This window comes from Nocardia sp. Marseille-Q1738 (genome assembly GCF_965283145.1).
Genome location: NZ_CBDIMS010000001.1, coordinates 782,030 through 808,641, shown reverse-complemented (window position 1 = coordinate 808,641; position 26,612 = coordinate 782,030). Strand labels below are relative to the sequence as shown.

The window sequence follows — 26,612 nt, the reverse complement described above, 5'->3', positions numbered from 1 at the left end:
TCGAGGGCACCGGTCCTTTCGAACCGCCGAGCAGCAAGGTTACAGGAGCTACGGTCCAGATCACAAAACGGCTGGTCAGCGCAGGTTACTGTCGAACCAGTCGAAGATTCTGGTCTGCGAATCGACGACGTCGGCGTCATCGTCGGCGGGCGCGGTGTCCGCGCGATGATGCAGACCGGGGTAGGTGACGACCAGGCTGGCGACGTCCGCGCGGGCGGTCGCGTCGCGCAAATGTTCGACCTGGTCGGGTGGGGTGGCTGGGTCGTCGGCGCCGAACAGGCCCAGCCAGGGCGCTTGCAACCGGGGAGCAGCCCGCACCAGCGGATCGACCTGCTCGGCGAGCGGCTCCACGATGCCGCGCGCCGCGACGCTCACCGCGGCCCCGATCGGACGGTTGGTCGCGACGAGGAACGCCGCCGTTCCCGCGGAGTCGAAACCGAGCACGCCGACGGTGTCGGGGAACACCCCGCGCCGGGTGAGCCAGTCGAAGCAGGCGTCGAAGTCGTCGAACAGCTCGTCGCCGAAGACTCCCCCCGGTTCGCCCGTCACCCGGTGGAAGAGATCGGGCGCGACTACCGTCCAGCCCTCCCCGGCCAGCGCGTTCATCAGGTCGCGCAGGGCGGCGGTCAACTCCCGGGACTCGTGCAGCACCACGATCCCGCCGCGGGAATTGCCCTCGGGCTCCACCACGGTTATGGGCACCTGCCCACGGGCAGTCGGTTGCTCGTCTTCCTGGTCGCTTCCCCGTAGCGGGGCCATATCGTCGTAGGTGCCCGACATGAAACCAGCGTAGGGCGAGTTGCGGTTCTTCGGTAGAAAATCGCACGTGGGGGCCTATAGCCCAGAGAATTTCCGGTACGCTGACCGGGCTATCTGTGCCGCGGATTAGGGTTGGAGTGTGACAGCGCAGATCCGGCCGGACCTCGATTCGATCCCGGCGTACGCCCCCGGCCGCAGCCATCCCGGCGCGGTCAAGTTGGCCAGCAACGAAACGACCTTCGGTCCGCTGCCCGCCGCCGCCAAGGCCATCGCCGAGGCGGCGGAATTGGCCAACCGGTATCCGGACAACCAGGTGGCCGAGTTGCGTGCGGCGCTGGCCGACTTCCTAGGGGTGGGATTCGACAACGTCGCGGTGGGCTGCGGCAGCGTGGCCCTGTGCCAGGAGCTGGTGCAGATCACTTGCGCGTCCCCGTCCGACGAGGTGCTGTTCGCGTGGCGCTCGTTCGAGGCGTACCCGATCGTGACGCAGGTCGGCAACGCCACCACCGTCCAAGTACCGCTCACCGCCGACCAGGTGCACGATCTGGACGCTCTGGCCGCGGCGGTCACCGAACGAACCAAGCTGATCTTCGTCTGCAACCCGAACAACCCCACCGGCACCGCCGTCGGCAAGGCGGAGCTGAGCCGGTTCCTGGACGCGGTGCCGCCGCACGTGCTGGTGGTGCTGGACGAGGCCTACTACGAATACCTGCGGCTGGCCGATCACCCGGACGGCGTGGAGCTCGGCCGGACCCGGCCCAATGTGGTTGTGCTGCGCACCTTCTCCAAGGCCTACGGGCTGGCCGGACTGCGGGTCGGCTACGCGGTGGGCGATCCAGCCGTGATCACGGCACTGCTGAAGGTGCACATCCCGTTCAGCGTCAACCGGCTCGCGCAGGCGGCGGCGATCGCGTCGCTGGAGGCACGGCACGAATTGCTGGATCGCACCAACCTTCTGGTCGCGGAACGCGGACGGGTGCGCGACGCGCTGGTGGCGGCCGGGTACCGGGTGCCGCCGAGTCAGGCGAACTTCGTCTGGTTGCCGCTGGGCGAGCGCAGCGCCGAGTTCGGCGAGGCGAGCGCGGCGGCGGGAGTACTGGTACGGCCCTACGGCACCGACGGGGTCCGCGTCACGGTCGGCGACCCGCACGAGAACGATTTGTTCCTCGGCTTCGCTACCGATCCCGCGGCACTGACGCGGTTCCTCGGCTAGCGAACGCCGAGCGCGCCCGCGATCGTCGGCCAGGACAGCGCCAGCTCGTCCGCCCAGTACGGCCAGGAGTGCGTGCCGGTGCCGCGGAAGTGCGCGGTGACCGGGATACCGAGCGACCGGAGCCGGTCGGTGAGTCGCCGGGTGCAGGCATTGGTCGCGGCCTCCAGCGGGCCGCCGAACCCGATGGCGCTGGCGACGTCGACATTCGGGGTGCCGGGCACGTCATGCACGCCGGGCAGGCCGCTGCCCACCGACAGATAGATCGTCTTGCCCCGCAACGCGTCCGCGTGCAACGTGACGTCGTGGGCCAGCCAAGCCGGATCGTCCTGTTTGCCGAACATGTTGTCCGGCTCACCCATGTAGGTGGCCACCACCGCGCGGGCCTGCGCCTGGCCGATATCGGTGCCCATCGAGAAACATCCGCTGTGCGCGGCGATCGCGGTGTAGAGCTTCGGTTGACGGAACGCGAGCATCATCGCGGCCTCGGCGCCCATCGAGACGCCCATGACCGCGTTGGTGCCGTTGCCGTCGAACTTCGCATCGATCAGCGGGGGCAGCTCCTTGGTGAGGAACGTCTCCCACATGTTGGTGCCGAGCACCGGATCGGGCTGCTGCCAGTCGGTGTAGAAGCTGGCCGGCCCGCCGACGGTGAGCACCACGTTGACGTCCTTGTCCGCGTAGAAGCGGTCCGCGTGCCCGAGCTCGGTCCAGTTGTTGCTGTCGGGGCTCGCGCTGCGGCCGTCGAGCATGTAGACGGTCGGGCGCGGGCGGGACTGGTCGTGCGGCAGCAGTACCTGCACCTCGACCACCCGGCTCATCGACGGCGACGCGACGAAGACCCGCAGCCACCGGTCGTTGATCGGTTCGATGCGGTCGATCTTGGGCGTCGAGGGCTGTTTACTGGTCGGCTCGGCCGGGCCGGGGCCGTCCGATGAGCCGGTGTTCACCGGCGGAGCAGCGCCGGGGGCCGCCGTTGGCTGGGGAGCGCCGAACGCCACCACACCCGAAACCAGTGCGGCGCTGACCAGGGCGCTGGAGACCCAACGCCGCACCCCGCGGCGAGACAGCATGCGAACCATCCTGCCAGAGCCGCCCTTGGTGGGCCGTAGGTCACAGCCGTGTCGAAGCCCGTTCGTCGCGCTCATCGAGTGGCGAGATCTTCCTGCCAGCGCCGTTCCACTCCGCCGAACCGCCATATGCCGATCGCGACCACCCAGGTGAGAACGAAGAGGCCCACGATGATGTAACCGAGATCACCCAGATCGAGGTTCCCGACCCAGCCGATGACGCCCGATTCGACCTCGAGCTTCTCGGCGAAGATCGAGACGATCTCCTGACCGCCGATCAGCAGTGCGACCGCGACCGACAGACCGGTGACCACCAAGTTGTAGTAGATCTTGCGCACCGGCTTTGCGAAAGCCCAGTCGTAGGCGAAGCTCATGAACGAGCCGTCCAGTGCGTCGAACAGCGCCATGCCCGCCGAGAACAGCACGGGCAGAACGAGGATCGAATACCAGGGCAGCCCGGTCGCCGCCGCGCCGCCCGCGATGACCAGCAGCCCGACCTCCGTGACGGTGTCGAACCCGAGACCGAACAGCACGCCGACCGGATACATGTGCCTCGGCTTGCGGACCAGCCCGATCACCGGACGCAGTACTCGGTTCAGCAGACCACGGCTGTCCAACTGCCGCTCCAGCTGCGCTTCGTCGACCTCGCCGCGGCGCATTCGCCGGAATACCCGCCAGATCCCTACCAGCGAGGCAAGATTCAGCAGGCCGATCAGGATCAGGAAGGTACCCGAGACGCTGGTACCCCATAGACCGGTCCAGCGTTGCAGCGCCGAATCCTCGTTCTCCAGGTCGGCCGCGAGCGCACGCACACCGAAGGCGAGCAGCACGACGAGCACGAACACTACGGTGGAATGGCCGAGGGCGAACCAGAAACCCACGGTTTGCGTCTTCTGTTTCCCATACTCCGCCACCAGTTTTCGCGTGGTGTTGTCGATCGCGGCGATATGGTCTGCGTCGAAGGCGTGCCGCATGCCGAGGGTGTACGCGGTAACCCCGAGCCCCACGCCGAATACCGATCCCTGGATCAGATAATGACCGGGCGCCACAAACAGCAGGAGCGTTCCCCAGCCGAGCACGTGCAGCGCGACTACGGTGACCGCCATCCCGATGACGCTCCGCACGAGCGACCCCCTCGAACCCTCGAAAAGCCGATCACGTCAACGATACTCGACAGCGGCGATCTCCGGCCGTGCGTTCGACCGCTCAGCGAAGCAAATCGTGGCGAAACGAGCGCGGCTCATGATCTCCGTGAGCATGAGGCAGCCAGGAGTGAAGCGGAGACGGAGGGATTTGAACCCCCGGTCGCTCTCGCGACGCTCGCTTTCAAGGCGAGTGCATTCGGCCGCTCTGCCACGTCTCCAGGGACCTGATCGTAGCGGACCGCTCAGCCGGGGTGCTTGCCGATTTCCTCGTCGACGCGTCCGAACACCTCGCCGATCACCTCGAGCTGGGCCGGAGCGAGCAGATCGATGAAGTGGCGGCGGACGGCTTCGACATGGCCGGGGGCGGCGGCCTCCAGGCGGCGCATGCCCTCGTCGGTGAGTTCGGCCAGCACGCCGCGGCCGTCCTCCAGGCAGGTGTTGCGGCGCACCATCTGCTGTGTCTCCAGCCGCCGGATCTGGTGGGTCAGCTTGCTGCGCGAGGACAGCACGCCGTCGGCCAGCTCGCTCATCCGCAGCGAGCGGTCGGGGGCCTCCGAGAGCAGGACCAGGATCCGGTATTCGGCGATGGTCAGGTCGCTGTCGCGCTGCAGCTGGCGGTTCAGTTCCGTCATCAGGCGCTGGTGACCGTCCATGTACGCGCGCCAGGCGCGCTGCTGCGCTGGGGTGAGCCACCGCGGTTCGGCTACCGCTCGAGCGCTCGGTTCGGGATGCACGATGGTCATTCTATGCGCCGCGAACTGCGCAAATCGGCGAGTGCCGCAGGTCAGCGCACCGTGGACAGCAGCGAGCGGCTCACCGCGGCGAGATCCGCGCACCCGGAGAGCCCGAGCGCCGAGTCGAAGTCGGCGAGCAATATCCGCAGCGCGTGCCGGACGCCCGCGGCACCCGCGAGGCCGAGACCGTAGGCCCAGGGCCGCCCGTAGAGCACCGCTTTGGCGCCCAGCGCCAGCGCGACCAGTACGTCCGAGCCGGTGCGCACGCCCGAGTCGAAGAGCACGTCGGCACGGTCGCCGATGGTGGCCACCACCGCGGGCAACGCGTCCAGCGCCGCGATCGAGCCGTCGACCTGGCGTCCGCCGTGGTTGCTCACCACCACCGCGTCGGCGCCGGCATCGACGACCTGCCGCGCGTCTTCCGGGTGCAGGATGCCCTTCACCGCGATCGGCAGGTCGGTCCATTCCCGCAGGTGCGCGAGGTCGGCGGGCCGCAGTGTGTGGTTGCCGAACAACCCGACCCAGGTGAGGATGGCCGTCCGCATCGCCTCCTCGCTCTCCTCCGGCGCGGCCGGGAGCTTGGCGCGGAACACCGGATCGGAGAGGTAGTTGGCGATGCCCTTGCCGTGCAGGAACGGCAGGTGCGCCAGCTCCAGGTCACGTGGACGCCAACCGAGCGTCGGGGTATCCACGGTCACCACGATCGCCGAGGCCCCTGCTCGCTCGGCGCGCTGGACGAAGGAGCGGGCCAGCTCGTCGTCCGCGGGCCAGTACAGCTGATACCACCACGCACCGGCCGCCGCGCCGACCTCTTCGATGGTCGACGAGGCCGCGGTGGACAGCACCGTGCCGATGCCCAGCTCCTTGGTCACCTCGGCCGCGATCACCTCACCGCGCTCGTGCAGCAGCTCGAGGACACCGATCGGTGCGGTGAGCACGGGAGCGGCCAGCCGGGTCCCGAGCACCTCGACCGAGAGGTCCCTGGCGCCGGGTCCGGTCGCGCCGCGCAGCATCCGCGGCAGGATGCGGTATCGATCGAAGGCCGACCGGTTGGCGGCGGCGGTGCGCTCCGCCGAGGCGCTGCCCGCCACGTAGGCGAAGGCGGCCGGGTCGAGCCGCTGTTGCGCGAGCGACTCCAAACCCGCGGCTGTCATGGGCAATTCGGGCACCGCGCCACCTAGGCCGCCCAGGTAGATCTCGTTCTGAAAATTGATGAAGCCGCCGCTCATCCACGGAACGGTAGTCTGTGACGCCGATCATCGCAGGCTGCTTGCCGGATTGCGTTTGCTGCCGCCCAGGTTCAGCGCCGCTGGACAGGGGTCAGCGCGCGGTGGTCCGCACCGGCGGAGCACTATGGCACGGTGCGTGCTATCGACCTGAACGGATTCGGCGGACCCGAGACGATGTCCTGGGCCGAGGCGCCCGATCCGACGCCCCGCCACGGCGAGGTCCTGATCGAGGTGGCCGCGGCCGGCGTCAACCGGGCCGACCTGCTACAGCGCCGAGGCCACTACCCTCCCCCGCCGGGCGCGAGCCCGATCATCGGCCTGGAATGTTCCGGCGTCATCGCCGAACTCGGCGACGGGGTGCGGGACTGGGCGGTCGGCGATCGGGTGTGCGCACTGCTGTCCGGCGGCGGCTACGCCGAACGAGTCGCGGTACCCGCGACACAGGTGCTTCCGGTCCCGGACGGCCTCGACCTGGGCGCGGCGGCCGGACTGCCCGAAGTGGCGGCCACCGTGTGGTCGAACCTCGTGATGACCGCGGGCCTGCGCGCCGATCACCTGGTGCTGATCCACGGCGGCGGAGGCGGCGTCGGCACCCACGCCATCCAGGTCGCCAAGGCGCTCGGCGCGCGCGTCGCAGTGACCGCCGGGTCGGCCGAGAAACTGGCGCGCTGCGCGGAGCTGGGGGCGAGCGTGCTGATCAACTACCGCGAGGACGATTTCGTCACCGCGGTGCGCGCCGAGGAATCGGGCGCGGGCGGGCGCGGCGCCGACATCATCCTCGACAACATGGGTGCGGCCTATCTGGGGCGCAATGTCGACGCGCTGGCCGCCCACGGCAAACTCGTGGTGATCGGTATGCAGGGCGGTGTGAGCGCGGAGCTGAATCTAGCGGCGCTACTGGGCAAGTGGGGCGCCATCCACGCCACCAACGTGCGGGCGCGGCCCGCGACCGGCGTCGGCGGCAAAGCCGAGATCATCGCCGAGGTCCGCAGGCACCTGTGGCCGTTGATCGCCGACGGCACCGTCGTCCCGGTCATCGCCGCGGAGCTGCCGATCGAAGAGGCGGCCGAAGCGCACCGGCTGCTGGACTCCGGCGAGGTGTTCGGCAAGGTGGTACTGCGGGTGAAAGAACTCTGAGCGGTCGCCTTCGCTCGATCCGCTCACTCCAGCGCCAGCAGCGCCCTGCCGAGCTGATCGATCTCGAACTTGGTGGTGTAGGGCGCGAGGCCGATGGTCACGGCGCCGCCCTCGTCGTTGACGCCGAGCGCGTCGAGCAGCCTGCTGCCGCCGTGCACGCCGCTGACCGTTCCGATCCGGTTGTCGGCCAGCTTGGCCGCGACCTTCTCCGCCTGCATGCCGGCGAGCGTGAAACTGACGGTGGGGATGCGGGTGGACGCGCGGCCGATCACGGTGAGGCTCGGGATCGCGTTCAGCACGGCCATCAAGTGCTCGAACAGCTCGTCGTGATAGTCCTGCAGCGAGGTGATCGACATCTCCAAGCGCTCGCGCCGGGTTCCGCGCGCCCGTTCGTCGAGCCCGGCGAGGAAGTCGATCGAGGTGGTCAGGCCGGCGAGCAGCGCGTACTGATGCCCGCCGACCTCGAGTCGTTCGGCGCCCTTCGCATACGGGTTCAGCGACATCGACGGGATCCGGTCCAGGAACGCGGGGTCGCGGAAGACCAGCGCGCCGATCTGCGGACCACCCCATGCCGGTGCGCTCAGCGCGACCACGTCGGCGTTCAATTCGTCGATGTCGATCAGCGCGTAGGGGGCGGCGCCGAACGCGTCGGCCACCAGCAGCCCGCCCACCTCGTGCACCCGGTCGGCGGCCACCCGCACGGCCGGCGCCGAACCGACGATGGGTGAGGCGGCGGTGAGCGCCACCAGTCGCGCCGTGGGACCGATCAGTTCCTCGAACTGCCAGGACGGCATCTCGCAGGTCTCGATCTCCACCTCGGCCCAGCGCACGTGCGCGCCGTATCGGTTGGCGATGCGCAGCCAGGGCGCGACGTTGGCCTCGTCGTCCAGCCGGGACAGCACGATGCCGGTGCCGAGTCCGAGCCGGGAGCTCAGCGATTCGGCGAGCCAGGCCAGCAGGACCGCGCGGTCGGGGCCGAGCACGACTCCCGCCGGGTCACCGCCGACCAGATCGGCCACCGCCTCGCGAGCGGCGTCCAGAATCGCCGCGCTGCGCACCGCGGCGCTGGTGCGGCCGATATGCGAAAATGAAGAAGTTCGGAAACCCGTTGAGACGGCACGGGATACCGCATCCGGAACCAGCATGCCCGCTTGCGGGTCGAGGTGGATCCAGCCGTCGCCCAGGGACGGTATCAGGCCCCGAACCCTCGCGACGTCGTAAGTCATGTTGGCCACTCTAAGGGCAGCGGGCGAGCCTGTGTAACCGCGTTCCTCTCCGCGATCTGGTGGGAGCACAGCGACCTGGGACTCAGCATGGCGACCGACTTTCGACAAATCCGAACCACACGACCCGAACAGAATAGAACGCCGAGGCCACGCGGCGGCGTCGACCGGGAAACCCCTGGCGAGCCCTCCGCGCCGCCGGGGCCGGGGAGCACCGGCTTAGCGCGTTCGCGGCGGACGCGACATGATAGGGACCATGACGCACTCGGATGAGGCACCGGACCACATCGTCGTCGTCGGCCCCAACGGCAGGCCGTTGGCCATCCCGGCGGCTCCTGGCTCGGACACGCCGTACACCGCACACGTGGTGACCGACGCCGACGAGAAGGACGACTCGGACGACCGCGACGACTCCGGCGAATCGCTCGCCGATATGGTCGAGCAGCCCGCGAAGGTCATGCGGATCGGCACCATGATCAAGCAGCTGCTCGAGGAGGTCCGCGCGGCTCCGCTCGACGAGGCCAGCCGCAATCGGCTCAAGGAGATCCACACGTCCTCGGTGCGGGAGCTGGAGCAGGGGCTCGCCCCCGAGCTGCGCGAGGAACTTGAGCGGCTCACCCTGCCGTTCACCGACGACGCCGTCCCGACCGACGCCGAATTGCGGATCGCGCAGGCGCAGCTGGTCGGCTGGCTGGAGGGCCTGTTCCACGGCATCCAGACCGCGCTGTTCGCCCAGCAGATGGCCGCACGCGCCCAGCTCGAGCAGATGCGTCAGGGCGCCCTGCCGCCCGGCATCCACGCCACCGACCCGCGCGGCGGCCAGGCGAGCCAGGTCACCGGCGGTTCCGGCCAGTACTTGTGAGACCGGCGACGCGCGTGTGCCACGCGGTGGCGGCAAGCCGCAGGGGTAGTCTCGTGCACCGTGCCCGCCGCTGCCGCTCGCCCCGACTCCGTATCCGACCCGAGTGCGGTGCGTCCTGAAGAGAGCTCAGTTGGTTCCGATGACCAAGCGCGTACAGACGACAGCTCACCGGCCTCCCCGAACGACGACGTGCGCTCCGGCGACGACTCGGCGCAGGAGAATCCGGTGAGCGCGACCACGCCGCAGACCGAGGCCGCGCGCGCCGGTGCAACCGTGGCGAAGATCGTGCCGGACTCGCAGACGTTCCGGCGCGCGTTCCAGGACTTCACCGGCGGATTCGCCCAGCGCGAGCTGTGGCTGTCGCTCGGCTGGCAGGACATCAAGCAGCGCTACCGCCGCTCGGTGCTCGGCCCGTTCTGGATCACCATCGCCACCGGTCTGCAGGCCATAGCGATGGGCGTGCTCTATGCGGCGCTGCTCGGTCAGCCGCTGCGGGAGTACCTGCCCTACGTGACAGTCGGCCTGATCATCTGGAACGTGATCAGCGCGAGCATCCTGGAAGGATCGGAGGTCTTCATCGCCAACGAAGGCCTGATCAAACAGCTGCCTTCCGCGCTGAGTGTGCACGTCTACCGGCTGGTGTGGCGACAGCTGCTGTTCTTCGCCCACAACATGGTCATCTACCTGGTGATGCTCGCCGCGTTCGGCGTCTGGCGCAATCTCGGGCCTGCGAGTCTGCTGGCGATTCCGGCGATCGTGCTGATCTTCCTGAATTGCGCGTGGGTGTCGATCGTGTTCGGCATTTTCAGCACCCGCTACCGCGATATCGCGCCGATTCTCGGCAGCACCACGCTGATGCTGTTCGTGCTCACGCCGGTAATGTGGACGACCAAGACCTTGGAATCGCAGGTCGGCACCGGTGACCGCGCCAAGCTCGCCGAGCTCGTGCCGACATTCCACTATCTCGAAATCGTCCGGGCGCCCCTGCTCGGCGAACCGCAGGAACTGCGGCACTGGCTGGTCGTCGGCACGATCACCCTGCTGGGCTGGATCGTGGCGATCTTCGCCATGAAGCAGTACCGTTCGCGCGTACCGTACTGGGTATAGGAGCGCCCGTGAGCCGTGTGAGTATCGAAACCCAGGAGGCGTGGGTCGAATTCCCGATCTTCGACGCCAAATCGCGGTCGTTGAAGAAGGCGTTCCTCGGCAAGGCCGGCGGTGCGATCGGACGCAACCAGTCCGACGTCGTCGTGGTCGAGGCACTGCGGGACATCACGCTCTCGCTGCAAGAGGGCGACCGGATCGGCCTGGTCGGACACAACGGCGCGGGCAAATCGACGCTGCTGCGGCTGCTTTCGGGCATCTATGAACCATCCCGCGGCAGTGCCCGCATCCGCGGGCGGGTCGCGCCGGTCTTCGATCTCGGCGTCGGCATGGATCCGGAGATCTCCGGTTACGAGAACATCATCATCCGCGGCCTGTTCCTCGGGCAGACCCGCAAGCAGATGCTCTCGAAAATCGATGAGATCGCCGATTTCACCGAGCTGGGCGAATATCTGTCCATGCCGCTGCGCACCTATTCCACCGGTATGCGGGTCCGGCTCGCGATGGGCGTGGTGACCTCGATCGATCCGGAGATCCTGCTCCTCGACGAGGGCATCGGCGCGGTGGACGCGGAATTCATGAAGAAGGCCCGGCTCCGGTTGCAGTCGCTGGTGGCGCGTTCCGGCATCCTGGTTTTCGCCAGCCATTCCAACGAATTCCTCGCGCAGCTGTGCGATACGGCGATGTGGATCGACCACGGTCAGATCCGCTTGCGTGGCGGTATCGAAGAAGTGGTGCGAGCCTATGAGGGGCCGGAAGCGGGGAATCACGTGGCGACCGTGCTGCGCGAGATGGAGGCCGAACGGGCCGTGGGAACCGAGCGAGAATTGGAGCGGAATCAGGCATGAGTGAGCCGACCGGGCAGGACACCCCGATCGACGAAGGGGCGCAGGCCCAGGTCGGCTCCGGGTCGGAGGAAAGCGTCGACAACCTGAGCGGTGCCGAGGACTCCACGGGCTCCGGCTCGGCCGCGCGCATCGTGGCCGTCGTCGTCACGCACAAGCGCCGCGAACTGCTCACCGAGTCGCTGAAAGTCGTTGCCTCCCAATCGCGGCCGGTGGACCACCTGATCGTGGTCGACAACGGCAACGAACCGGAGGTCGCCGCGCTGGTCCGCGACCAGCCGGTGGAATCCACCTACCTGGGCTCGGCGCACAATCTCGGCGGCGCGGGCGGGTTCGCGCTGGGCATACTGCACGCCCTGAGCATCGGCGCGGACTGGGTGTGGCTCGCCGACGACGACGGCAGGCCAGAAGGTCCCGACGTGCTGTCCGTTCTGCTCGATTGCGCGGACCGGCACGGGCTGGTCGAGGTGTCGCCCGTGGTCTGCGATATCGATGAACCCGACCGCCTCGCCTTCCCGCTGCGCCGGGGCGTGGTGTGGCGGCGGCTGCGCTCGGAACTCGGCGACGAGGACTTCCTGCCCGGGATCGCCTCGCTGTTCAACGGCGCGCTGATCTCCGCGAAGGCGGTCGACGTGATCGGCGTGCCGGACCTACGCCTGTTCGTCCGCGGCGACGAGGTCGAGGTGCATCGCCGCCTGGTGCGCTCCGGACTGCCGTTCGGCACCTGCCTGCAGACGGCATACCTGCACCCCAACGGTGCGGCCGAGTTCAAGCCCATTCTCGGCGGCCGGATGCACACGCAGTACCCCGACGACCCGGTGAAGCGTTACTTCACCTACCGCAACCGCGGCTATCTGATGTCCCAGCCCGGAATGCGGAAACTACTGCCCCAGGAGTGGGTCCGTTTCTCCTGGTTCTTCCTCGTCACTCGCCGCGACCCCGCGGGTCTGCGCGAGTGGTTTCACCTGCGCTCCCTCGGCCGCCACGAACAATTCGGCAAACCCGAGTAGTCGCCGATTCGTGCGATCGGAAATTCGGTTGCGCGGGTGAGGGGTTGGGTGCGAAGGTAGGGCAACTGCGAGAGAAGCAAGGAGGTGTGGACCGTGACGAGGAACGTTCGGGTTGTCGTGTCCGGGCGCGCTACGCATGCGGCCACACGAAACTCCTGCTCATTCTCCATTCGCTGAACCCCTGGTCGGGTTCGGCGCCCGACGAAGGATTCCTTCCACCATGGTCGACTACGACCTTCTCATCCCTTACGGCTGGACCGAAGCCGTTTCCACCCGTTACGCCTCGATGATCGAGGAAGGCTGTGTGCCGGCGCGGATCATCCGGATGGACCGCAGCGAATGCGACGTGGCCACGCCGAAGGGGCTCGCCCGCGCCCGCTGCCCCCGCGCGGATTCCGAGGTCAGCGGGCTGTGCACGGGCGATTGGGTGAGCCTCGATACCGATTCCACCGTGCGGCGACTGCTTCCGCGCCGGTCGGCGATCATGCGGTCGTCGGTGTCCGGCCGCTCGCAGGGCCAAGTGCTGGCCGCCAACGTCGACACCGTGCTGATCTGCACCGCCGCCGACGGCGACGTGGACCTCGGCCGCATCGAGCGCATGCTCACGCTGGCCTGGGAAAGCGACGCCCAGCCGATCGTGCTGCTCACCAAGTCCGACGCGGCGGCCTACCTTCCGCTGGACGAGGTGCGCGCGGTCGCGCCGGGCGCGGCCGTGCTCGCGGTTAGCGCGGATACCGGCGCCGGGCTCGATGTGCTCGTCGCGATGCTGGCGGGCACCGTCGCGTTGATCGGACCCTCCGGTGCTGGGAAGTCGACCCTTGCCAACGCGTTGCTCGGCGCGCAGATCTTCGCCACGAACGCGGTCCGCGAGGCGGACAAGAAGGGCAGGCACACCACGGTGCACCGGGAGCTGCGGCCGCTGCCCGGCGGCGGCACGCTGATCGATACGCCCGGGCTGCGTGGCGTCGGGCTGTGGGACGCCACCGAAGGCATCGAGAAGACGTTCAGCGACATCGAATCTCTTGCCGCCCAGTGTCGTTTCGGCGATTGCGCACACCGCGGCGAACCGGGATGCGCGGTGCGGGACGCGATCGAGAACGGCGAGCTGACCCAGCGCAGGCTGGACAGTTACCGCAAGCTGGCACGGGAGAACGCGCGGATCCAAGCGCGCACCGACAAGCGGTTACAGGCCGAACGCGAGCGAGCCTGGCGGGACATCACCAAGCAGCATCGCAAGATGTTCCGGGAGAAGAACTCGCGGCGCTGATTCCCCCGAGGCACGGTAGGGTCGCCCTCGCACTGTTCGCTATCTGGGAGGGATAGATGACTCACCCCGGCGGGTACCCGCCTCATGGCCAGCAGCCCGGGCAATGGCCTGGGCAGCCGGCGTTCGGTCAGCAGCCGCCGGTCGGCCAGTACCCGCCCCCGCAGGCGCCGGCGCAGTACGCGCCAGCGCCCGCGGGGCAGCATCCGAGCCAACCGCACCTCGTGCAACCGCAGGCCGGGCAGCCCCCGTACGGGCAGTCCGCGCCCCAATTCGGCCAGCCCGCACCGCAATACGGCCAGCCGCAGCCGTATGGTCAACCCGCGCCGTTCGGTCAGCCGCAGCAGTTCGGGCAGCCTCAGGGTTACGGCCAGCCCGCCGATCCGCCCGGCATCACCATCGATGCCTCGTACTCCGGCTGGGCGTTCCTGCTCGCGTTGACCAAGCCGAAGATCCTGGTCAACGGCCAGCGGGTGCCCAACACCCGCTGGGGTGCGAACCACATTCCGGTCGGCCCCGGCCAGTACCACGTCCGGGTCACCACCCCATGGTTGTTCGACATGGGCCCGGCCAACGTGACGGTGCCGATCGCCGAGGGACAGGCCACGCGCTTCTACTACAAGGCGCCCGTGGTGATCTTCCTCAATGGTGCGATCGGCCCGGTTCCGCAGAAGGCGCCGGGCATGGTGTTCCTCTACATCGTCTGGGCACTCACCGGCCTGATGATCCTGCTGAACATCCTGGCGCTCGCGGCGCTCTGAACAAGAGAGGGCACCGGTATACCGGTGCTCTCTCTTCGCACACCCTATGCAACTGATTGCATATGGCCGGGGTTTACGCTTAGTGTGCAAGCGCGCGACGCCGCGGGTGTCCGCGGTACACACGAAGGAGCAGGTCACATGACGGAACCGGGATCCAAGCCGCTAGCGGGGCGGACGATGATCATGTCCGGCGGCAGCCGCGGCATCGGTCTGGAGATCGCCAAGCGGGCCGCGGCCGACGGCGCCAACATCACCCTGATCGCGAAGACCGATCAGCCGCACCCCAAGCTCCCCGGCACCATCCACACCGCCGCCGCGGAACTCGAGCAGGCCGGCGGGCAGGTGCTGCCGTTCGTCGGCGATGTCCGCGTCGACGAGTCGGTGGCCGAGGCCGTGCGGCAGACCGTCGAGCGGTTCGGTGGCATCGACATCGTGGTGAACAACGCCTCGGCGATCGATCTGTCGCCCACCGATGCGCTGTCGATGAAGAAGTACGACTTGATGCAGGACATCAACTGCCGAGGTAGCTTCCTGTTGTCCAAGCTGAGCATCCCGCACCTGCGCGAATCGGCGAAGGCCGGCCGCAACCCGCACATCCTCACCCTGTCCCCGCCGCTGAACCTGGACCCGAAGTGGGCGGGCATGGCGCTGGGCTACACCATCGCGAAGTACGGAATGTCGCTGACCACACTGGGTCTGGCCGAGGAGCTGAAGGGCGACGGCATCGGCGTCAACTCACTGTGGCCGCGCACCACCATCGCGACCGCCGCGGTGAAGAACCTGCTCGGCGGCGAGGAGATGGTCGCCACCTCGCGCACCCCCGACATCTACGCCGACGCCGCCTACCTGGTGCTCACCTCGCCGGGCAAGGAGACCACCGGCAACTTCTTCATCGACGACGACGTCCTCGCCGCCCACGGCATCACCGACCTGGACAAGTACCGCGTCACCCCCGGCGACGCCGAACTCACCACCGACCTGTTCTTGTCCGCCTCTCCGCGTCTTTAGGCCAGACTCAGGTGCCGCGATGATTACGTCGGCGGCAGGCGGCAGGGGACGGGCGAGTGAGCCCGTCCCCTACGAGTTACCCATGTACCTGCGAAATCAGCTGTCGCCTTTGCTTGCTATCCCATACAACCGTTCCCAGTTGGTGCGGCTGGTGAGTTCCGGCATGGCGGCGCGGTACTGCGCCTGCACGGCGGGCAGTTCCCGGCGCAGGCGGCGCAGTACGCGCAGGGTGCGGCGCAGCAGCTGACGGGCGCGGGCCTTGTCCCGCTTGCGCACCCGCACGCCGGACTGCGAGGCGTCGGTGACCACCACGTGGTCGAACAGCGAGACATGCCACCAGTAGGCGTCTTCCCTGGTGACGCCGATGATGCCGTGCTGGGTGCGGCCCAGCCACTGGTTGATCGCGCGCTTGATCAGCACCAGCGTCACGCGGCTGGGTTCCCCACCGGCCCGGCGCAATTGGATGTCCGCCGAGCGGACCGGCGGCGTCGCGGCCGGGTGCTTGATCGTCTCGGGGTAGTCGCCCCGGCTGGTGCGCGCGGCGGCGAGAGCCTCGATACCGCCGTCCTGCAAGACCTTCGGACCCTTCAGGAAGTCCTCGATGCCCTGCAATGTGGTGTGCACCAGGCCGTACTGCATCGCGACCAACTGCTCGGACAGTTCGCGGAACAGCTTGCGGGTGATCTCCTTCGCGTCCAGCTCCGCGTGTAGCGAGCCGACGATCAGCGAGTTGCGGGTGCTGAAGTAGCGCGCCCAGTCGTCGTAGTCCTTCCAATAGAAGTCCGCGTGCCATACGGCGGCGTTGGGCAGCGTGACGGTGACGAAACCGTGCTCGCGCGCCCGGATGCCGTATTCCACGTCGTCCCACTGGAAGAAGATCGGGATCGGCAGCCCGATCTTCGCGACCACCTCGGCCGGGATCAGGCAGGTCCACCAGGCGTTGTAGCCCGCGTCGACGCGGCGCTCCTGGTTCTTCTTCAGCATGCTGGTGTTGCGCAGCGCCTTGGGCACCCGCTGCCCGTGCCGCAGCCGGTGCAGGTGCACTTCCTCGGCGCCGACGTTGAGGTAGTCGGGGTTGAGCAGGAACAGCATCTGCGCGCCGACCAACGTCGGCTCCACCGTCAGGTTGGCGAAGGCGTTGAGCCGCAGCACCGTCTCCGGCTCGCACAGAATGTCGTCGTCCATCAGGATGACGTCGGCGTGCTCGTTGACTGCGGACACCTCGTACAGACCGCGGGTGAAACCACCCGCGCCGCCCAGGTTGGGCTGACGGATGTAGCGCAGCTTGTCCCCGAAGACCGGCGCGACCTCCTGATAGCGCGGCCGGTCCTGGACCAGATCGGTGCCCTGGTCGACGACGTACACCGCATCGATCGCCGCGAGCACGGTGGGGTCGGACGACAGCGCGGCGACGGTCTCGGCGCAGTCCTCGGCACGGTTGAAGGTGCAGATGGCGATCGCGACCGGTCGCACGTGCTCCGGTGCGACAGCGGTCCAGGTGAGCTCCGCGATGCCGAGCGCGCCGCCGATGGCGTCGAATTCCAGCCACAGCGCGCCACCGTCGACGTACTGGTCCAGCGGGGCGGTCAGCGTCACCGAGCCACTCGCGTCGACCTGCGTGGTGTCGATGATCCTGCGGTGGCCCGCGATGTCGGAGGCGACCAGCCGGATCTTCGCCTTCGCGGCGACGTCGAGCACCATGGTGGCCCGCACTTCGGTGACCGTGGTCCAGCGCTGCCAGTAGCTGGCGGCGAACCGGCCGAAGTAGGTATTGGTGTGCGCGGTCGCGCCCTTGTCCAGGCGTAACGTCTGGCGCTCCCGATGCGAGCCACCCTTGACGACGGCATACAGCTCGTCGCTCACTCTGGCCGACGGGCCGGTGAAGATGCCGCGCTGTAACACGAGACGGTCCGGCGCCCGATGGTCGGCGCGCAGTGCGGCAGGCGCGTCAGCGGCCGTCGAGCGATCGTTTGTTTCGGTAACGGCCTGGGTAGCCGACTGATCCATGAAATCCTCGAAATTCTCATTGTGCCGGACGGGACAGACACGCCCCTGGATGCCTTCACGGCGGGGGTGAGGATATCAACCGGCTTGTGGCCGTGCCCGCCGTGCAGCCGCGCCGTCGCTTACCCGAACTATTGCTGAACGTTCGCTGATTCGTTGTCCGCGGTGTTGCCTGCGTCCTCGCGAGCCCCGGTGAAGACGAATTTGTCATAGGCCCAGTAGCGGAACACCACCGCCACGATCTGCCCGATGAGGGTGCCGGAGATGTTGTCCGACAGCGGAGTGGACAGGTCGAGCACATAGCGGGAAAAGCCGAGGCAGCCCAGTTGCAGGCCGATCGCGACGACGTTGAACACCGCGTACAGCAGATACTCGCGCCCGGGGTTGTCGGTCTGCTTGTGGGCGAAGGTCCACCATTTGTTGCCGAAGTAGGTCACCACCGTGGCCACCGCGATCGCGATGATTTTGGCCGGCAGTGGGTAGTGATAGAGCAGGCCCTCGCCACCCCAGAACACCAGGAGGTTGTACGTGCCCGCGTCCACCAGGAACCCGATCGCGCCGACGACGAGGAAGGCCCCGCCTCGACGCAGCGCGGTGAGCACCGTGCGAACGAGCGATCCGGTCTCCTGGGTCACGGGCTCGGCGGCGGGTGCGGTGGACTCACGGGATGGCACGGCCCGACGGTACCGCAGCACGGGCCGACCGGACGTGAGGGCGCAAACCGTCCCCGCACCCGGTGAGGTCGGCCACGCATCGGCGGTGGGTTCCCTGTACCCTCCCCGTGTTCCCACATTCAGCACCGATCGCGAGGATTGACCGGGGTGGACTCCACCGAGCTTCGTATTGCCGCAGTGGTTCCGTGTCACAACGAAGAGGCCTCGGTCGCCAAGGTCGTCGCCGACCTGCAGGCCGCTGTGCCGGGCATCGTCGTCTACGTCTACGACAATCTGAGCACGGACGCCACCGCCGAGCGGGCCCGCGAGGCCGGAGCGATCGTGCGGCACGAGCACACCAAGGGCAAGGGCAACGTGGTGCGCCGCGCCTTCGCCGACATCGAGGCCGACGTCTACTTGATGATCGACGGCGACGACACCTATGAGGCGTCGGCCGCGCCGCTGATGATCAAAACCCTGCTGGACGGCCCCTACGACCACGTACTCGGCGTGCGCAAGCAGGACGAGGGCGCCACGGCCTACCGCACGGGACACGAGACCGGCAACAGGGTGCTCAACGGCGTGGTCGGAAAGGTGTTCGGCGAGAACGTCGAGGACATGCTCTCCGGCTTCCGGGTGTTCTCCCGCCGTTTCGTGAAGAGCTTTCCCGCGGTCTCCCGCGAGTTCGAGATCGAGACCGAGCTCACCGTGCATTCACTGCACCTGCGGGTGCCACAGACCGCGGTGCCGGTCGGCTTCCGGGACCGTCCCGCAGGCAGCGAGAGCAAGCTGCGCACCTACCACGACGGGTTCAAGATCCTCGCCCTGATCATCGGGCTGGCCAGGCATGAGCGGCCGGTCGCGTTCTACGGCTTGTTCGGCACGCTGAGCTGGCTGGTATCGATCATCCTGACCATCCCGATCGTCGTCGAGTTCTACAACACCCATGAGGTGCCGCGGTTCCCGACGCTGTTCCTCGGCTTCACCCTGCTGCTGCTGGGCAGCCTGGCCTGGACCGCGGGCCTGATCCTGGACGGCATCCGGCGTTCCAGGCACGAAGCCGCGCGCCTGGTCTACCTGCGGTACACGGCGGTGGGCGCGGACGACCAGCGCCTGAACGGCACCGACGATGCCGCGCGCGACGGCGGAGCCGGGCGTTGACGACCTCGGCGGATCGGACCGCGACGCCGGACAAGGATCTGGCCCCTCCCGCGGACACCGCGCCGCTACCCGCGACCGACACCGCACCGCTACCGGCGACCGATCCGGCACCGGCGACCCATGGGGGCCGGTCCGTGCAGGGCTTCGCGCGCCGAGCCGTGGCGCGCCTCGGCGGCGCCACGATCGCCTTCACCGTGCTCGCGGCGATCTTCGGTGGCCTGTTCACCGTTCTCACCCCGCCGTTCTGGGGTCATGACGAGATCACCCAGTTCGGCCGCGCCTACCAGGTCGCGCACGGCGGATTCCTGCCGCAGCGGATCCACGACGACCGCGGCATCGCCTACGGCGGCGATGTTCCGTCCAGCATCACCGGGCTGATGGGCTACGCCCTGAAGGACTACACCACCAACCCGGACGAGCCGGACCCCATGGTGGAGAGCCCCGCCCGCTACGACCAGTTGACGAACGCCGCGGTCTCCGACGCCACCGAACCGGTGTGGTTCACCAATACCGCCGCCTACTCGCCGGTGCCTTATATCCCGGCCGCGATCGGCATCCGGCTCGGCGAACTGCTCGGGCTCGACGTCGGCGGCCTGCTCCTGCTCACCCGGCTCGCCGGGCTGGCGGCCTACCTCGCGGTGGTCGGATTCGGCCTGTACGCGCTGCGCGCGCACCGGATGCAGTGGCTGGCGTTCACCGTCGCGGTGCTGCCGATCGCGGTGTTCCAGGCGGGCACGGTCACCGCCGACACCATGACCAACGCCTTGGCGATCCTGGTTTCCGCCCTGCTGGTGAAGGCTCTGTTCCTCGGCCAGCGACTGGGCCGGGCGGAGATCGGCGCGCTGCTGGCGGCGACGATCCTGCTGCCGGTGAGCAAGCCCACGTACGTGCTGCTCGCATTGCTCGTCGTGCTGGTGCCCGCCGGCCGGTTCGGCTTCCGCGGCTGGCAGCGCTGGATCCCCTGGGTCTTCGCCGCGACGGGTGCGCTCGCGTTCGCGGTGTGGATGAAGATCGCGGCGCCGACCGGCGACGGCATGGGACTGATGCGGCCGCAACACCAATGGCACTCGGTGCGTCCCGGTGACCAGCTCAGCGGCATCCTCCGTGACCCGCCGGAGTTCGTGCACGTGTTCGGGGAGAGCATCGCGCTGCGCGACCAGCGCTGGTTCAGCCAGTTCTTCGGTGAGCTCGGCTTCGCCTATGTCGACGTTCCCGCTCTCTCGATGCTGGCCTGCCTGTTCGCGTTCGCGGTGAGCCTCGGCGTCGCCGAGCGGATGGACGCCCCCGCCTTCCGCCGCACGCTGATCGTCGCGCTCACCGTGGCGGCGAGCGTGGCGATGATCTACGTGACGCTCTACATGTCGTTCACGCCGGTCGGCTACTACATCGTCGACGGCGTGCAGGGCCGCTACTTCGTGCCGCTGGCGATCGTCGCGTTCGCGGTGCTGCTGCGCTGGATGCCGTTGCGGCTCACCGATTCCGCGGCGAAGACGCCGACGGTGGGTCCGGCCGTCACCGTGCTCGTGACGACGAGCGCGGCGCTCATCGCGGCGGCGGCGAAGTACTACACCATCGTGTGGGGCTGAGCGGCAACGTCATTCGGCCGCGGCACATGGGATTCGTGATGGTCGCCGCAAATGCGACGCGGAAGGCTATGTAACGCGGCCGCCAACCGCGTTCGTGCGCAGCAAGGTCGAGCGCATATCGCCGATCAGCTCAGCAGCTCCGCCAACGACTTCGAGATGCAGGGGAAGTCGGGCGTCGCGCTCCCATCGCGGAGAGGGAGTCGCCATGGTCCGATTCGGCCGCGAGACGGACCACCGCCTAGATACCGCTGACCTGCTCGTATGCCGGGTCGAGGTCGGCGATTCCGCCGATGTACTGTGATATGCATCACATAATTCGCGTGAACAGCATGTTACCTATCACGGAAACCCAAGCGGCCGTAGGAATTCGGCACCACATACAGCACAAGATCAACTAATAGTCAATCACGGACACGTCACAATCTGGACACTCTTCGGCTAGGTTTTGCTCGTCTAGTCCCCCGAACGCTTCAGATCGAGGTTCCGAACAAATGCTGATGAAGAAATTCGCCGCGACGTCGGCACTGCTGATCGCCGCCCTCGGCGTCACCGCCGGCACCGTCAACGCGGCCCCGGCCGGTGAAGCCGCCAGCGGCGCGGTGAACTTCACCGCGCACGCCACCGACACCAAGTCCATCATCAAGACCGACGCCGGTTCCCTGGTCGTCGAGGACGGGGTCTTCAAGGTCAAGGCTCCCAACGGCAGCGTGGTCGCCGGCACGCCGCTGACCTTCCGGGTGGACGACTTCGAGTTCCCGATCGCCGCCGACATCTCCGACCGGACCGCCACCCTCACCCCGCAACTCGACAAGGCCCACGCGGTCTACAAGCCGGTCGCCCTTCCCTTCGAGGACAAGGCGCCGTGGAAGTCCGAGTACGACCGTGAGCAGGCCGCCTGGTCCCGTCTCACCAGCACCATCTCGACCGGCGCCTCCATCGGCACCCTGGTCGGCGGCCTCGGCGGCGCCGCGGTCGGCTGCGTGCTCGGCGGCATCGCCGGCGCCACCGTCGCCGCCGCCACGATCGTCGGCCTGTTCGGCCCGTTCCTCCCGGCCGCCGCCATCGGCTGCATCGGCGGCATCATCGCCATCGGTGCCCTCGGCACCATCGCAGGCCAGCTGCTGGTCACCGCTCCGGTCGCGATCGGCGCCGCGATTCAGTACTTCACCACGATCAACCAGCCGTTCACCCCGCCAGCGAAGTAACTCACCACTCGACGCACACAACCGAAAACGAACCGGAGCCCCGCCCGCGCACCAGCACGGGCGGGGTTCTTCGTCTGACCGATTGGGGCCGACTGCCACCGTGATCCTGGTGCTGGTCGGGGCCTACGGCGGAGGACCACACTGTCGTCCGGGGCTTACCCGCAACGGCATTCGAGCCGCTTCAGTCTCCGGCCGCGCTCAGCGTCCGCTCGCCTGCCTCGCGGTAGGCGCGTTCGGTGTCGGCCTTGATCGGCCGCCACCAGGATTCGTTGTCCCGATACCACTGGATGGTCGCCGCCAATCCGGCGCGGAAGTCCGCGTAGCGCGGCTGCCAGCCGAGTTCGGTGCGCAGCAGGGTCGCGTCGATCGCGTACCGCTGGTCGTGACCGGGCCGGTCGGTGACGTGGTCGAAGTCGCCGGGATCCCGCCCGAACTCCTCCAGCAGCAGCCGCACTACGGACTTGTTGTCCAATTCCCCGTTGGCGCCGATCAGATAGGTCTGCCCGATCTTGCCACGCCGCAGGATCTCCCACACCGCGCGATTGTGGTCATCGACGTGGATCCAATCGCGCACCTGGTCCCCCGCGCCGTAGAGGCGGGGGCGCACCCCGTCGATCAGGTTGGTGATCTGGCGTGGGATGAACTTCTCTACGTGCTGGTAGGGGCCGTAGTTGTTGCTGCAGTTGGAGATCGTGGCCCGGACACCGAACGAGCGGGTCCACGCGCGCACCAGCAGATCGCTCGACGCCTTGGTGGCCGAGTACGGGCTCGACGGGTTGTACGGCGTGGTCTCGGTGAACGCCGGAGCGTCCGGCGCCAGGTCGCCGTACACCTCGTCGGTCGACACGTGGTGGTAGCGCACATCGTGGCGACGCACAGCCTGGAGCAGCGAATAGGTGCCGACGATATTGGTCTGCACGAAGGGCCATGGCTCCGCGAGGGAGTTGTCGTTGTGCGACTCGGCCGCGAAGTGCACCACCGCGTCGACGCCGCTGACCAACTCGTCGACCAGATCGAGGTCGGCGATGTCGCCGTGCACGAAGTCGATGCGGTCGGCGACCGGATCGAGCGAGGCCCGGTTCCCGGCGTAGGTCAAGGCGTCCAGGACCGTGACGGTCGTATCGGTTTGGTCGGACACGGTCTGCTGGACGAAGTTCGCGCCGATGAATCCGGCTCCGCCGGTGACGAGCAATCGCACCCCATGACTCTACGTGGGGTACGGTCCCGCCGACGACGGACTCGAAACCCCATGACCCCGAGAGCTATCCAGGATTTCAATCTGTGACCTTCGTCTCACTTGATTCCCATCGATGAGAACCGCAGGTTTGGTTTGTTGCGGAAAACCCCGGTCAAGGCCCACATTTCCGGAATCCCACCAAGCCGCGAGTCCGCATGGTGAACAAAATTTGAATAAACAGTCACAACGGGTTCACCAATCGTTAGCTGGTCTAGATTTTGCTCGTCTAGTCCCCTCCGAACGCTTCAGATCGAGGTTCGAAACAAAATGCTGATGAGGAAATTCGCCGCGACGTCGGCACTGCTGATCGCCGCACTCGGCGTCACCGCCGGCACCGTCAACGCGGCTCCGGCCACCGAAGCCGACAGCGGCGTGGTGAACTGGAGCGCGGGCGCCACCCCGACGTCGACCATCATCAAGACCGACGCCGGCTCGCTGGTCAACGAGGATGGCGTGTTCAAGATCAAGGCCGCCAACGGAACCACCCTGGCCGGCACCGAGCTGAAGTTCCGCGTCGACGACTTCGAGTTCCCGATTGCCGCCGAGATCTCCGACCGCACCGCCATCCTGACCCCGCAGTTCGATATGGAGCACGCGGTCTACAAGCCCGTCGCCCTGCCGTACGAGGACAAGGCGCCGTGGAAGTCCGAGTACGACCGTGAGGTGGCCGCGTTCAACCGCCTGAAGGACACCATCTCCGTGGGCGCCACCTTCGGCACCCTGGTCGGTGGTCTCGGCGGCGCGGCCCTCGGCTGTGTCGCGGGCGCCGGCGCGGGCCTGGTCCTGACCGGGCCGCTGCTCGGCCTGTTCGGCGCGGGCCCGCTCGCCGGCTGCATCGCCGGTGCGGCCGCCGTCGGCTTCCTCGGCACCCTGGCCGGGCAGCTGTTCGTGACCGCTCCGGTCGCGATTCTCGCCGCGATCCAGTACTTCTCGACGATCAACCAGCCGTTCAACGCGCCGGCCAAGTAATCCACGGCTGAACGCACACAACTGAAAACCAACGCCGAGCCCTGCCGCGCTACCGCGCGGCGGGGCTCGGCGCTATTCATGGGCCGCTATTGCGAAGATGAACAAATGCTGAACAAATACGGAACGGAAACTATTTGTCAGGCCTCTGACGTGCCCTGACTACGTCAGATAACTTCGATTTGGAAATTAAATCTGGATTGCGCAGCCAAATCGGACCTGGCCGGGCCGAACGAGTCCGGACGGACGCGAGCCCCGTCCCGTCCGGATGCGGGGCGGGGCTCGCCTCGAAGAGGCCGGGCGGTCAGGCCGTCCGTGCCTGCTGGTCGTCCTCGATGCGGGCTCGCACGAACCGCGAAACCCGCGCCAGCGCCGCCCTGCTCTCCGGCAGGTTCGGCGCCATGCTCATAAAGGCGTGCACCTGGCCGCGCCACAGCTCCAGCGCGTTCGGCACGCCCGCCGCGGTGAGCCGCTGCGTCATCAGCTCGCAGTCGAACCGCAGCACCTCGTCCTCGGCGGCGATCAGCAGCACCGGAGGAAGCGCGGACAGCGCCGCGTTCACCGGCGACAGGGCCGGATCCAGCACGCCGTCGACCTCCGCGCCGATGCGCACCACCGCCTCCAACGCCGACAGCGGGATATACGGATCGCGTGTGACGTTCACGTAGTCCCGCTTCGCGCCGTAGTCCAGATCCAGCAGCGGGCTCAGTCCGACCAGCCCGGCCGGCGCGGGCAGTCCCGCCGCCAACGCGCGCAGTGCCGTCGCGAAAGCGAGGTATCCCCCCGCCGAGTCGCCCGCGAAGATGATCCGGGCGGGATTCGCACCGTGGCGCAGCAGCCATCGGTAGGCGGTCAGGCAGTCCCGCACCGACTGCTCGATGCGCCGACCGGGCAACTGGCGATACTCGACGTTGACCACCGGAAGTCCGGTGCGGCGGGCCAGGCTCGCCGCGATCGGCCGGTGGCTGCGGGTGTTGCAGATCGCGAAACCGCCGCCGTGCGCGTAGAGCAGCGCACCGTGCCGCAGCGCACGCGCCGCGCCTGCCGGACGGATGATCTCCAAGTGGAAACCATTGAGCGATACCTGCTCGCGGTCGACGCCGCGCGGCTCGGGCCGCAACCATGCCAGCCCGTTCACCGTGGCGGCGCCGATCGGAATGGTCGCCTTGGTGACCGGGAACGTCCGCAGCACGGGCCGCACCACACCCATGCACGCCGCCAATAGCAAGCGCGATTGCGCGCTGGGCCCTTCCGGATTCATCACCACGCCGGGCTCGCCGTCGCCGGCCGCGGCTCGCACACCATGCCGGCGTCCGAACTGGGCGTCGAGGTCGGACATCGCGCACCTACCTAACACTGGCGCGCCGAGTCAAGACCGGATCGAGGTCGCCCAGGCGAGCTGTCGGCGCTGACATCTCACACGATGTTTTTCAGGACATCGTGCACAAGTGACCTACGCAACAGAATCGCCTGAAGCAGGGGGAAGTGAAACGCCCGTAATCGAATTGACGACTACTCGGAACCTCATCGAATCCCGGCGCCGCGAAACTGGCAGACTCCAAGCATGCGCGGAATCATCTTGGCGGGCGGCACCGGCTCCCGGCTGCACCCGATCACGCGCGGGGTGAGCAAGCAGCTGGTCCCGGTCTACGACAAACCCATGGTCTACTACCCCCTTTCCACGCTGATGCTCGCGGGGATCAGGGACATCCTGGTGATCACCACACCGGAGGACGCCGACGCGTTCATGCGGCTGCTCGGTGACGGCAGCCAGTTCGGCCTCGACTTGAGTTACGTGGTCCAGCCCGAGCCGGACGGCCTGGCCAGGGCCTTCGTCCTCGGCGCCGACCACATCGGCACCCAGTGCGCCGCGCTGGTGCTCGGCGACAACATCTTTCACGGCCCCGGGCTCGGCACCAGCCTCAGCCGCTTCCACGGGATCGACGGCGGCGCGGTTTTCGCCTACTGGGTATCGGATCCGACGGCCTATGGCGTCGTGGAGTTCACCGAAGGGCGCGCGGTGTCCATCGAGGAGAAGCCGAAGGTGCCCCGCTCGAACTACGCGATTCCCGGGCTGTACTTCTACGACAACGACGTCGTCGAGATCGCCCGTTCGCTGCGTCCGTCGGCGCGGGGCGAGTACGAGATCACCGACATCAACCGCGCCTACCTGGAGCAGGATCGGCTGCGTGTGGACGTGCTGGCCCGCGGCACCGCGTGGCTGGACACCGGCACCTTCGACTCACTGCTGGACGCGGCCAACTATGTACGCACCATCGAAGAGCGGCAGGGCCTGAAGATCGGCGTCCCGGAGGAAGTGGCCTGGCGGATGGGCTTCATCGACGACGAGCGGCTGCGCTCGCTCGCCGAACCGCTGGTCCGCTCCGGCTACGGCCGCTACCTGCTCGATTTGCTCGAACGCGGACGGGACTGGTGAGC

The 26,612-nt window shown here is 67.9% G+C and carries 24 protein-coding genes and 1 tRNA gene; 14 read left to right on the top strand and 11 right to left on the bottom strand.

The annotated features are described in order from the left end of the window. Positions 1-75: 75 nt before the first annotated feature. Entirely contained in the window at positions 76-780 is a 705-nt protein-coding gene (locus tag ACWPXK_RS03570; RefSeq protein WP_454194558.1) for a dienelactone hydrolase family protein, read from the bottom strand. 118 nt (positions 781-898) lie between these two features. Between ACWPXK_RS03570 and hisC the strand changes: the two genes are divergently transcribed. Continuing rightward, positions 899-1,972: a histidinol-phosphate transaminase gene (gene hisC, locus ACWPXK_RS03565; RefSeq protein ID WP_454194557.1), complete on the top strand. Its 1,074-nt coding sequence runs from the start codon at positions 899-901 to the stop codon at positions 1,970-1,972. Here hisC and ACWPXK_RS03560 read toward each other — a convergent pair. From ACWPXK_RS03560 to ACWPXK_RS03540, 5 genes are all read right to left on the bottom strand, one after another. Then, entirely contained in the window at positions 1,969-3,042 is a 1,074-nt protein-coding gene (locus ACWPXK_RS03560; RefSeq protein WP_454194556.1) for an alpha/beta hydrolase, read from the bottom strand. The genes hisC and ACWPXK_RS03560 overlap by 4 nt on opposite strands. Positions 3,043-3,113: 71 nt before the next feature. Further along, entirely contained in the window at positions 3,114-4,145 is a 1,032-nt protein-coding gene (locus ACWPXK_RS03555; protein WP_454194555.1) for a HoxN/HupN/NixA family nickel/cobalt transporter, read from the bottom strand. 172 nt (positions 4,146-4,317) lie between these two features. After that, a tRNA-Ser gene (locus ACWPXK_RS03550) sits at positions 4,318-4,402 on the bottom strand. A gap of 24 nt (positions 4,403-4,426) precedes the next feature. Then, positions 4,427-4,927 (bottom strand): MarR family winged helix-turn-helix transcriptional regulator, encoded by a 501-nt coding sequence (locus ACWPXK_RS03545; RefSeq protein WP_454194554.1) that lies wholly within the window; start codon positions 4,925-4,927, stop codon positions 4,427-4,429. 41 nt (positions 4,928-4,968) lie between these two features. Then, on the bottom strand, positions 4,969-6,147 hold the full coding sequence (locus ACWPXK_RS03540; protein ID WP_454194553.1) for a lactate 2-monooxygenase: 1,179 nt from the start codon (positions 6,145-6,147) through the stop codon (positions 4,969-4,971). 132 nt (positions 6,148-6,279) lie between these two features. Here ACWPXK_RS03540 and ACWPXK_RS03535 point away from each other — a divergent pair, with 132 nt between their 5' ends. Beyond that, the gene (locus ACWPXK_RS03535) at positions 6,280-7,284 is read left to right on the top strand and encodes an NAD(P)H-quinone oxidoreductase (RefSeq protein ID WP_454194552.1); all 1,005 of its coding nucleotides are present in this window, start codon (positions 6,280-6,282) and stop codon (positions 7,282-7,284) included. A 23-nt stretch (positions 7,285-7,307) separates the two neighbouring features. On the opposite strand, the gene ACWPXK_RS03530 is transcribed toward ACWPXK_RS03535, so the two are convergent. Further along, positions 7,308-8,510: a cysteine desulfurase-like protein gene (locus ACWPXK_RS03530; RefSeq protein WP_454194551.1), complete on the bottom strand. Its 1,203-nt coding sequence runs from the start codon at positions 8,508-8,510 to the stop codon at positions 7,308-7,310. A gap of 253 nt (positions 8,511-8,763) precedes the next feature. Here ACWPXK_RS03530 and ACWPXK_RS03525 point away from each other — a divergent pair, with 253 nt between their 5' ends. From ACWPXK_RS03525 to ACWPXK_RS03495, 7 genes are all read left to right on the top strand, one after another. After that, complete coding sequence (locus tag ACWPXK_RS03525; protein WP_454194550.1) at positions 8,764-9,369, top strand: bacterial proteasome activator family protein; 606 nt, start codon at positions 8,764-8,766, stop codon at positions 9,367-9,369. Positions 9,370-9,594: 225 nt separating this feature from the next. Further along, positions 9,595-10,476: a galactan export ABC transporter permease subunit Wzm/RfbD gene (gene wzm / locus ACWPXK_RS03520; protein WP_454194549.1), complete on the top strand. Its 882-nt coding sequence runs from the start codon at positions 9,595-9,597 to the stop codon at positions 10,474-10,476. Positions 10,477-10,484: 8 nt separating this feature from the next. After that, a complete protein-coding gene (gene wzt, locus ACWPXK_RS03515; protein WP_454194548.1) occupies positions 10,485-11,321 on the top strand; it encodes a galactan export ABC transporter ATP-binding subunit Wzt/RfbE in 837 nt (278 codons plus the stop codon). Then, positions 11,318-12,328, top strand: coding sequence for a galactofuranosyltransferase GlfT1 (gene glfT1 / locus ACWPXK_RS03510; protein WP_454194547.1), 1,011 nt, complete (start codon positions 11,318-11,320; stop codon positions 12,326-12,328). The genes wzt and glfT1 overlap by 4 nt, the downstream gene beginning before the upstream one ends. A gap of 220 nt (positions 12,329-12,548) precedes the next feature. Beyond that, entirely contained in the window at positions 12,549-13,595 is a 1,047-nt protein-coding gene (gene rsgA, locus ACWPXK_RS03505) for a ribosome small subunit-dependent GTPase A (RefSeq protein WP_454194546.1), read from the top strand. A gap of 56 nt (positions 13,596-13,651) precedes the next feature. Next, positions 13,652-14,353 carry a hypothetical protein gene (locus ACWPXK_RS03500; RefSeq protein WP_454194545.1) on the top strand — a complete coding sequence of 234 codons (702 nt, stop codon included), beginning with the start codon at positions 13,652-13,654 and terminating at the stop codon, positions 14,351-14,353. Between the two features lie 138 nt (positions 14,354-14,491). Next, on the top strand, positions 14,492-15,361 hold the full coding sequence (locus ACWPXK_RS03495; protein ID WP_454194544.1) for an SDR family oxidoreductase: 870 nt from the start codon (positions 14,492-14,494) through the stop codon (positions 15,359-15,361). A gap of 96 nt (positions 15,362-15,457) precedes the next feature. Here the strand turns inward: ACWPXK_RS03495 and ACWPXK_RS03490 are convergent, their stop codons facing one another. Then, positions 15,458-17,368, bottom strand: coding sequence for a glycosyltransferase (locus ACWPXK_RS03490; protein WP_454194543.1), 1,911 nt, complete (start codon positions 17,366-17,368; stop codon positions 15,458-15,460). Positions 17,369-17,496: 128 nt separating this feature from the next. Next, positions 17,497-18,039, bottom strand: coding sequence for a GtrA family protein (locus tag ACWPXK_RS03485; protein WP_454194542.1), 543 nt, complete (start codon positions 18,037-18,039; stop codon positions 17,497-17,499). A 147-nt stretch (positions 18,040-18,186) separates the two neighbouring features. On the opposite strand from ACWPXK_RS03485, the gene ACWPXK_RS03480 reads away from it, so the two are divergent. The 3 genes from ACWPXK_RS03480 (at position 18,187) to ACWPXK_RS03470 (ending at position 21,970) form a co-directional block, all read left to right on the top strand. Then, positions 18,187-19,179 (top strand): glycosyltransferase, encoded by a 993-nt coding sequence (locus tag ACWPXK_RS03480; RefSeq protein WP_454194541.1) that lies wholly within the window; start codon positions 18,187-18,189, stop codon positions 19,177-19,179. Further along, positions 19,176-20,765, top strand: a complete 1,590-nt coding sequence (locus tag ACWPXK_RS03475; RefSeq protein WP_454194540.1) for a DUF2142 domain-containing protein — start codon at positions 19,176-19,178, stop codon at positions 20,763-20,765. The genes ACWPXK_RS03480 and ACWPXK_RS03475 overlap by 4 nt, the downstream gene beginning before the upstream one ends. 491 nt (positions 20,766-21,256) lie before the next feature. After that, positions 21,257-21,970 carry a hypothetical protein gene (locus ACWPXK_RS03470; RefSeq protein WP_454194539.1) on the top strand — a complete coding sequence of 238 codons (714 nt, stop codon included), beginning with the start codon at positions 21,257-21,259 and terminating at the stop codon, positions 21,968-21,970. 181 nt (positions 21,971-22,151) lie between these two features. On the opposite strand, the gene rfbB is transcribed toward ACWPXK_RS03470, so the two are convergent. Continuing rightward, positions 22,152-23,168, bottom strand: a complete 1,017-nt coding sequence (gene rfbB, locus ACWPXK_RS03465; protein ID WP_454194538.1) for a dTDP-glucose 4,6-dehydratase — start codon at positions 23,166-23,168, stop codon at positions 22,152-22,154. Between the two features lie 306 nt (positions 23,169-23,474). Here rfbB and ACWPXK_RS03460 point away from each other — a divergent pair, with 306 nt between their 5' ends. Further along, complete coding sequence (locus ACWPXK_RS03460; RefSeq protein ID WP_454194537.1) at positions 23,475-24,176, top strand: hypothetical protein; 702 nt, start codon at positions 23,475-23,477, stop codon at positions 24,174-24,176. Positions 24,177-24,477: 301 nt separating this feature from the next. Here ACWPXK_RS03460 and ACWPXK_RS03455 read toward each other — a convergent pair whose 3' ends face one another. Then, positions 24,478-25,512: an alpha/beta hydrolase gene (locus tag ACWPXK_RS03455; RefSeq protein ID WP_454194536.1), complete on the bottom strand. Its 1,035-nt coding sequence runs from the start codon at positions 25,510-25,512 to the stop codon at positions 24,478-24,480. Positions 25,513-25,737: 225 nt separating this feature from the next. On the opposite strand from ACWPXK_RS03455, the gene rfbA reads away from it, so the two are divergent. Beyond that, a complete protein-coding gene (rfbA, locus tag ACWPXK_RS03450) occupies positions 25,738-26,610 on the top strand; it encodes a glucose-1-phosphate thymidylyltransferase RfbA (RefSeq protein ID WP_454194535.1) in 873 nt (290 codons plus the stop codon). Positions 26,611-26,612 lie beyond the last annotated feature (2 nt).

Bases quoted from the DNA above. Each gene is read 5' to 3' on its own strand.
- ACWPXK_RS03570 (WP_454194558.1), bottom strand. From the start codon at position 780: ATGTCGGGCACCTACGACGATATGGCCCCGCTACGGGGAAGCGACCAG.
- ACWPXK_RS03560 (WP_454194556.1), bottom strand. From the start codon at position 3,042: ATGCTGTCTCGCCGCGGGGTGCGGCGTTGGGTCTCCAGCGCCCTGGTC.
- ACWPXK_RS03555 (WP_454194555.1), bottom strand. From the start codon at position 4,145: ATGGCGGTCACCGTAGTCGCGCTGCACGTGCTCGGCTGGGGAACGCTC.
- ACWPXK_RS03545 (WP_454194554.1), bottom strand. From the start codon at position 4,927: ATGACCATCGTGCATCCCGAACCGAGCGCTCGAGCGGTAGCCGAACCG.
- ACWPXK_RS03540 (WP_454194553.1), bottom strand. From the start codon at position 6,147: ATGAGCGGCGGCTTCATCAATTTTCAGAACGAGATCTACCTGGGCGGC.
- ACWPXK_RS03530 (WP_454194551.1), bottom strand. From the start codon at position 8,510: ATGACTTACGACGTCGCGAGGGTTCGGGGCCTGATACCGTCCCTGGGC.
- ACWPXK_RS03525 (WP_454194550.1), top strand. From the start codon at position 8,764: ATGACGCACTCGGATGAGGCACCGGACCACATCGTCGTCGTCGGCCCC.
- glfT1 (WP_454194547.1), top strand. From the start codon at position 11,318: ATGAGTGAGCCGACCGGGCAGGACACCCCGATCGACGAAGGGGCGCAG.
- rsgA (WP_454194546.1), top strand. From the start codon at position 12,549: ATGGTCGACTACGACCTTCTCATCCCTTACGGCTGGACCGAAGCCGTT.
- ACWPXK_RS03500 (WP_454194545.1), top strand. From the start codon at position 13,652: ATGACTCACCCCGGCGGGTACCCGCCTCATGGCCAGCAGCCCGGGCAA.
- ACWPXK_RS03495 (WP_454194544.1), top strand. From the start codon at position 14,492: ATGACGGAACCGGGATCCAAGCCGCTAGCGGGGCGGACGATGATCATG.
- ACWPXK_RS03490 (WP_454194543.1), bottom strand. From the start codon at position 17,368: ATGGATCAGTCGGCTACCCAGGCCGTTACCGAAACAAACGATCGCTCG.
- ACWPXK_RS03470 (WP_454194539.1), top strand. From the start codon at position 21,257: ATGCTGATGAAGAAATTCGCCGCGACGTCGGCACTGCTGATCGCCGCC.
- ACWPXK_RS03460 (WP_454194537.1), top strand. From the start codon at position 23,475: ATGCTGATGAGGAAATTCGCCGCGACGTCGGCACTGCTGATCGCCGCA.
- ACWPXK_RS03455 (WP_454194536.1), bottom strand. From the start codon at position 25,512: ATGTCCGACCTCGACGCCCAGTTCGGACGCCGGCATGGTGTGCGAGCC.
- rfbA (WP_454194535.1), top strand. From the start codon at position 25,738: ATGCGCGGAATCATCTTGGCGGGCGGCACCGGCTCCCGGCTGCACCCG.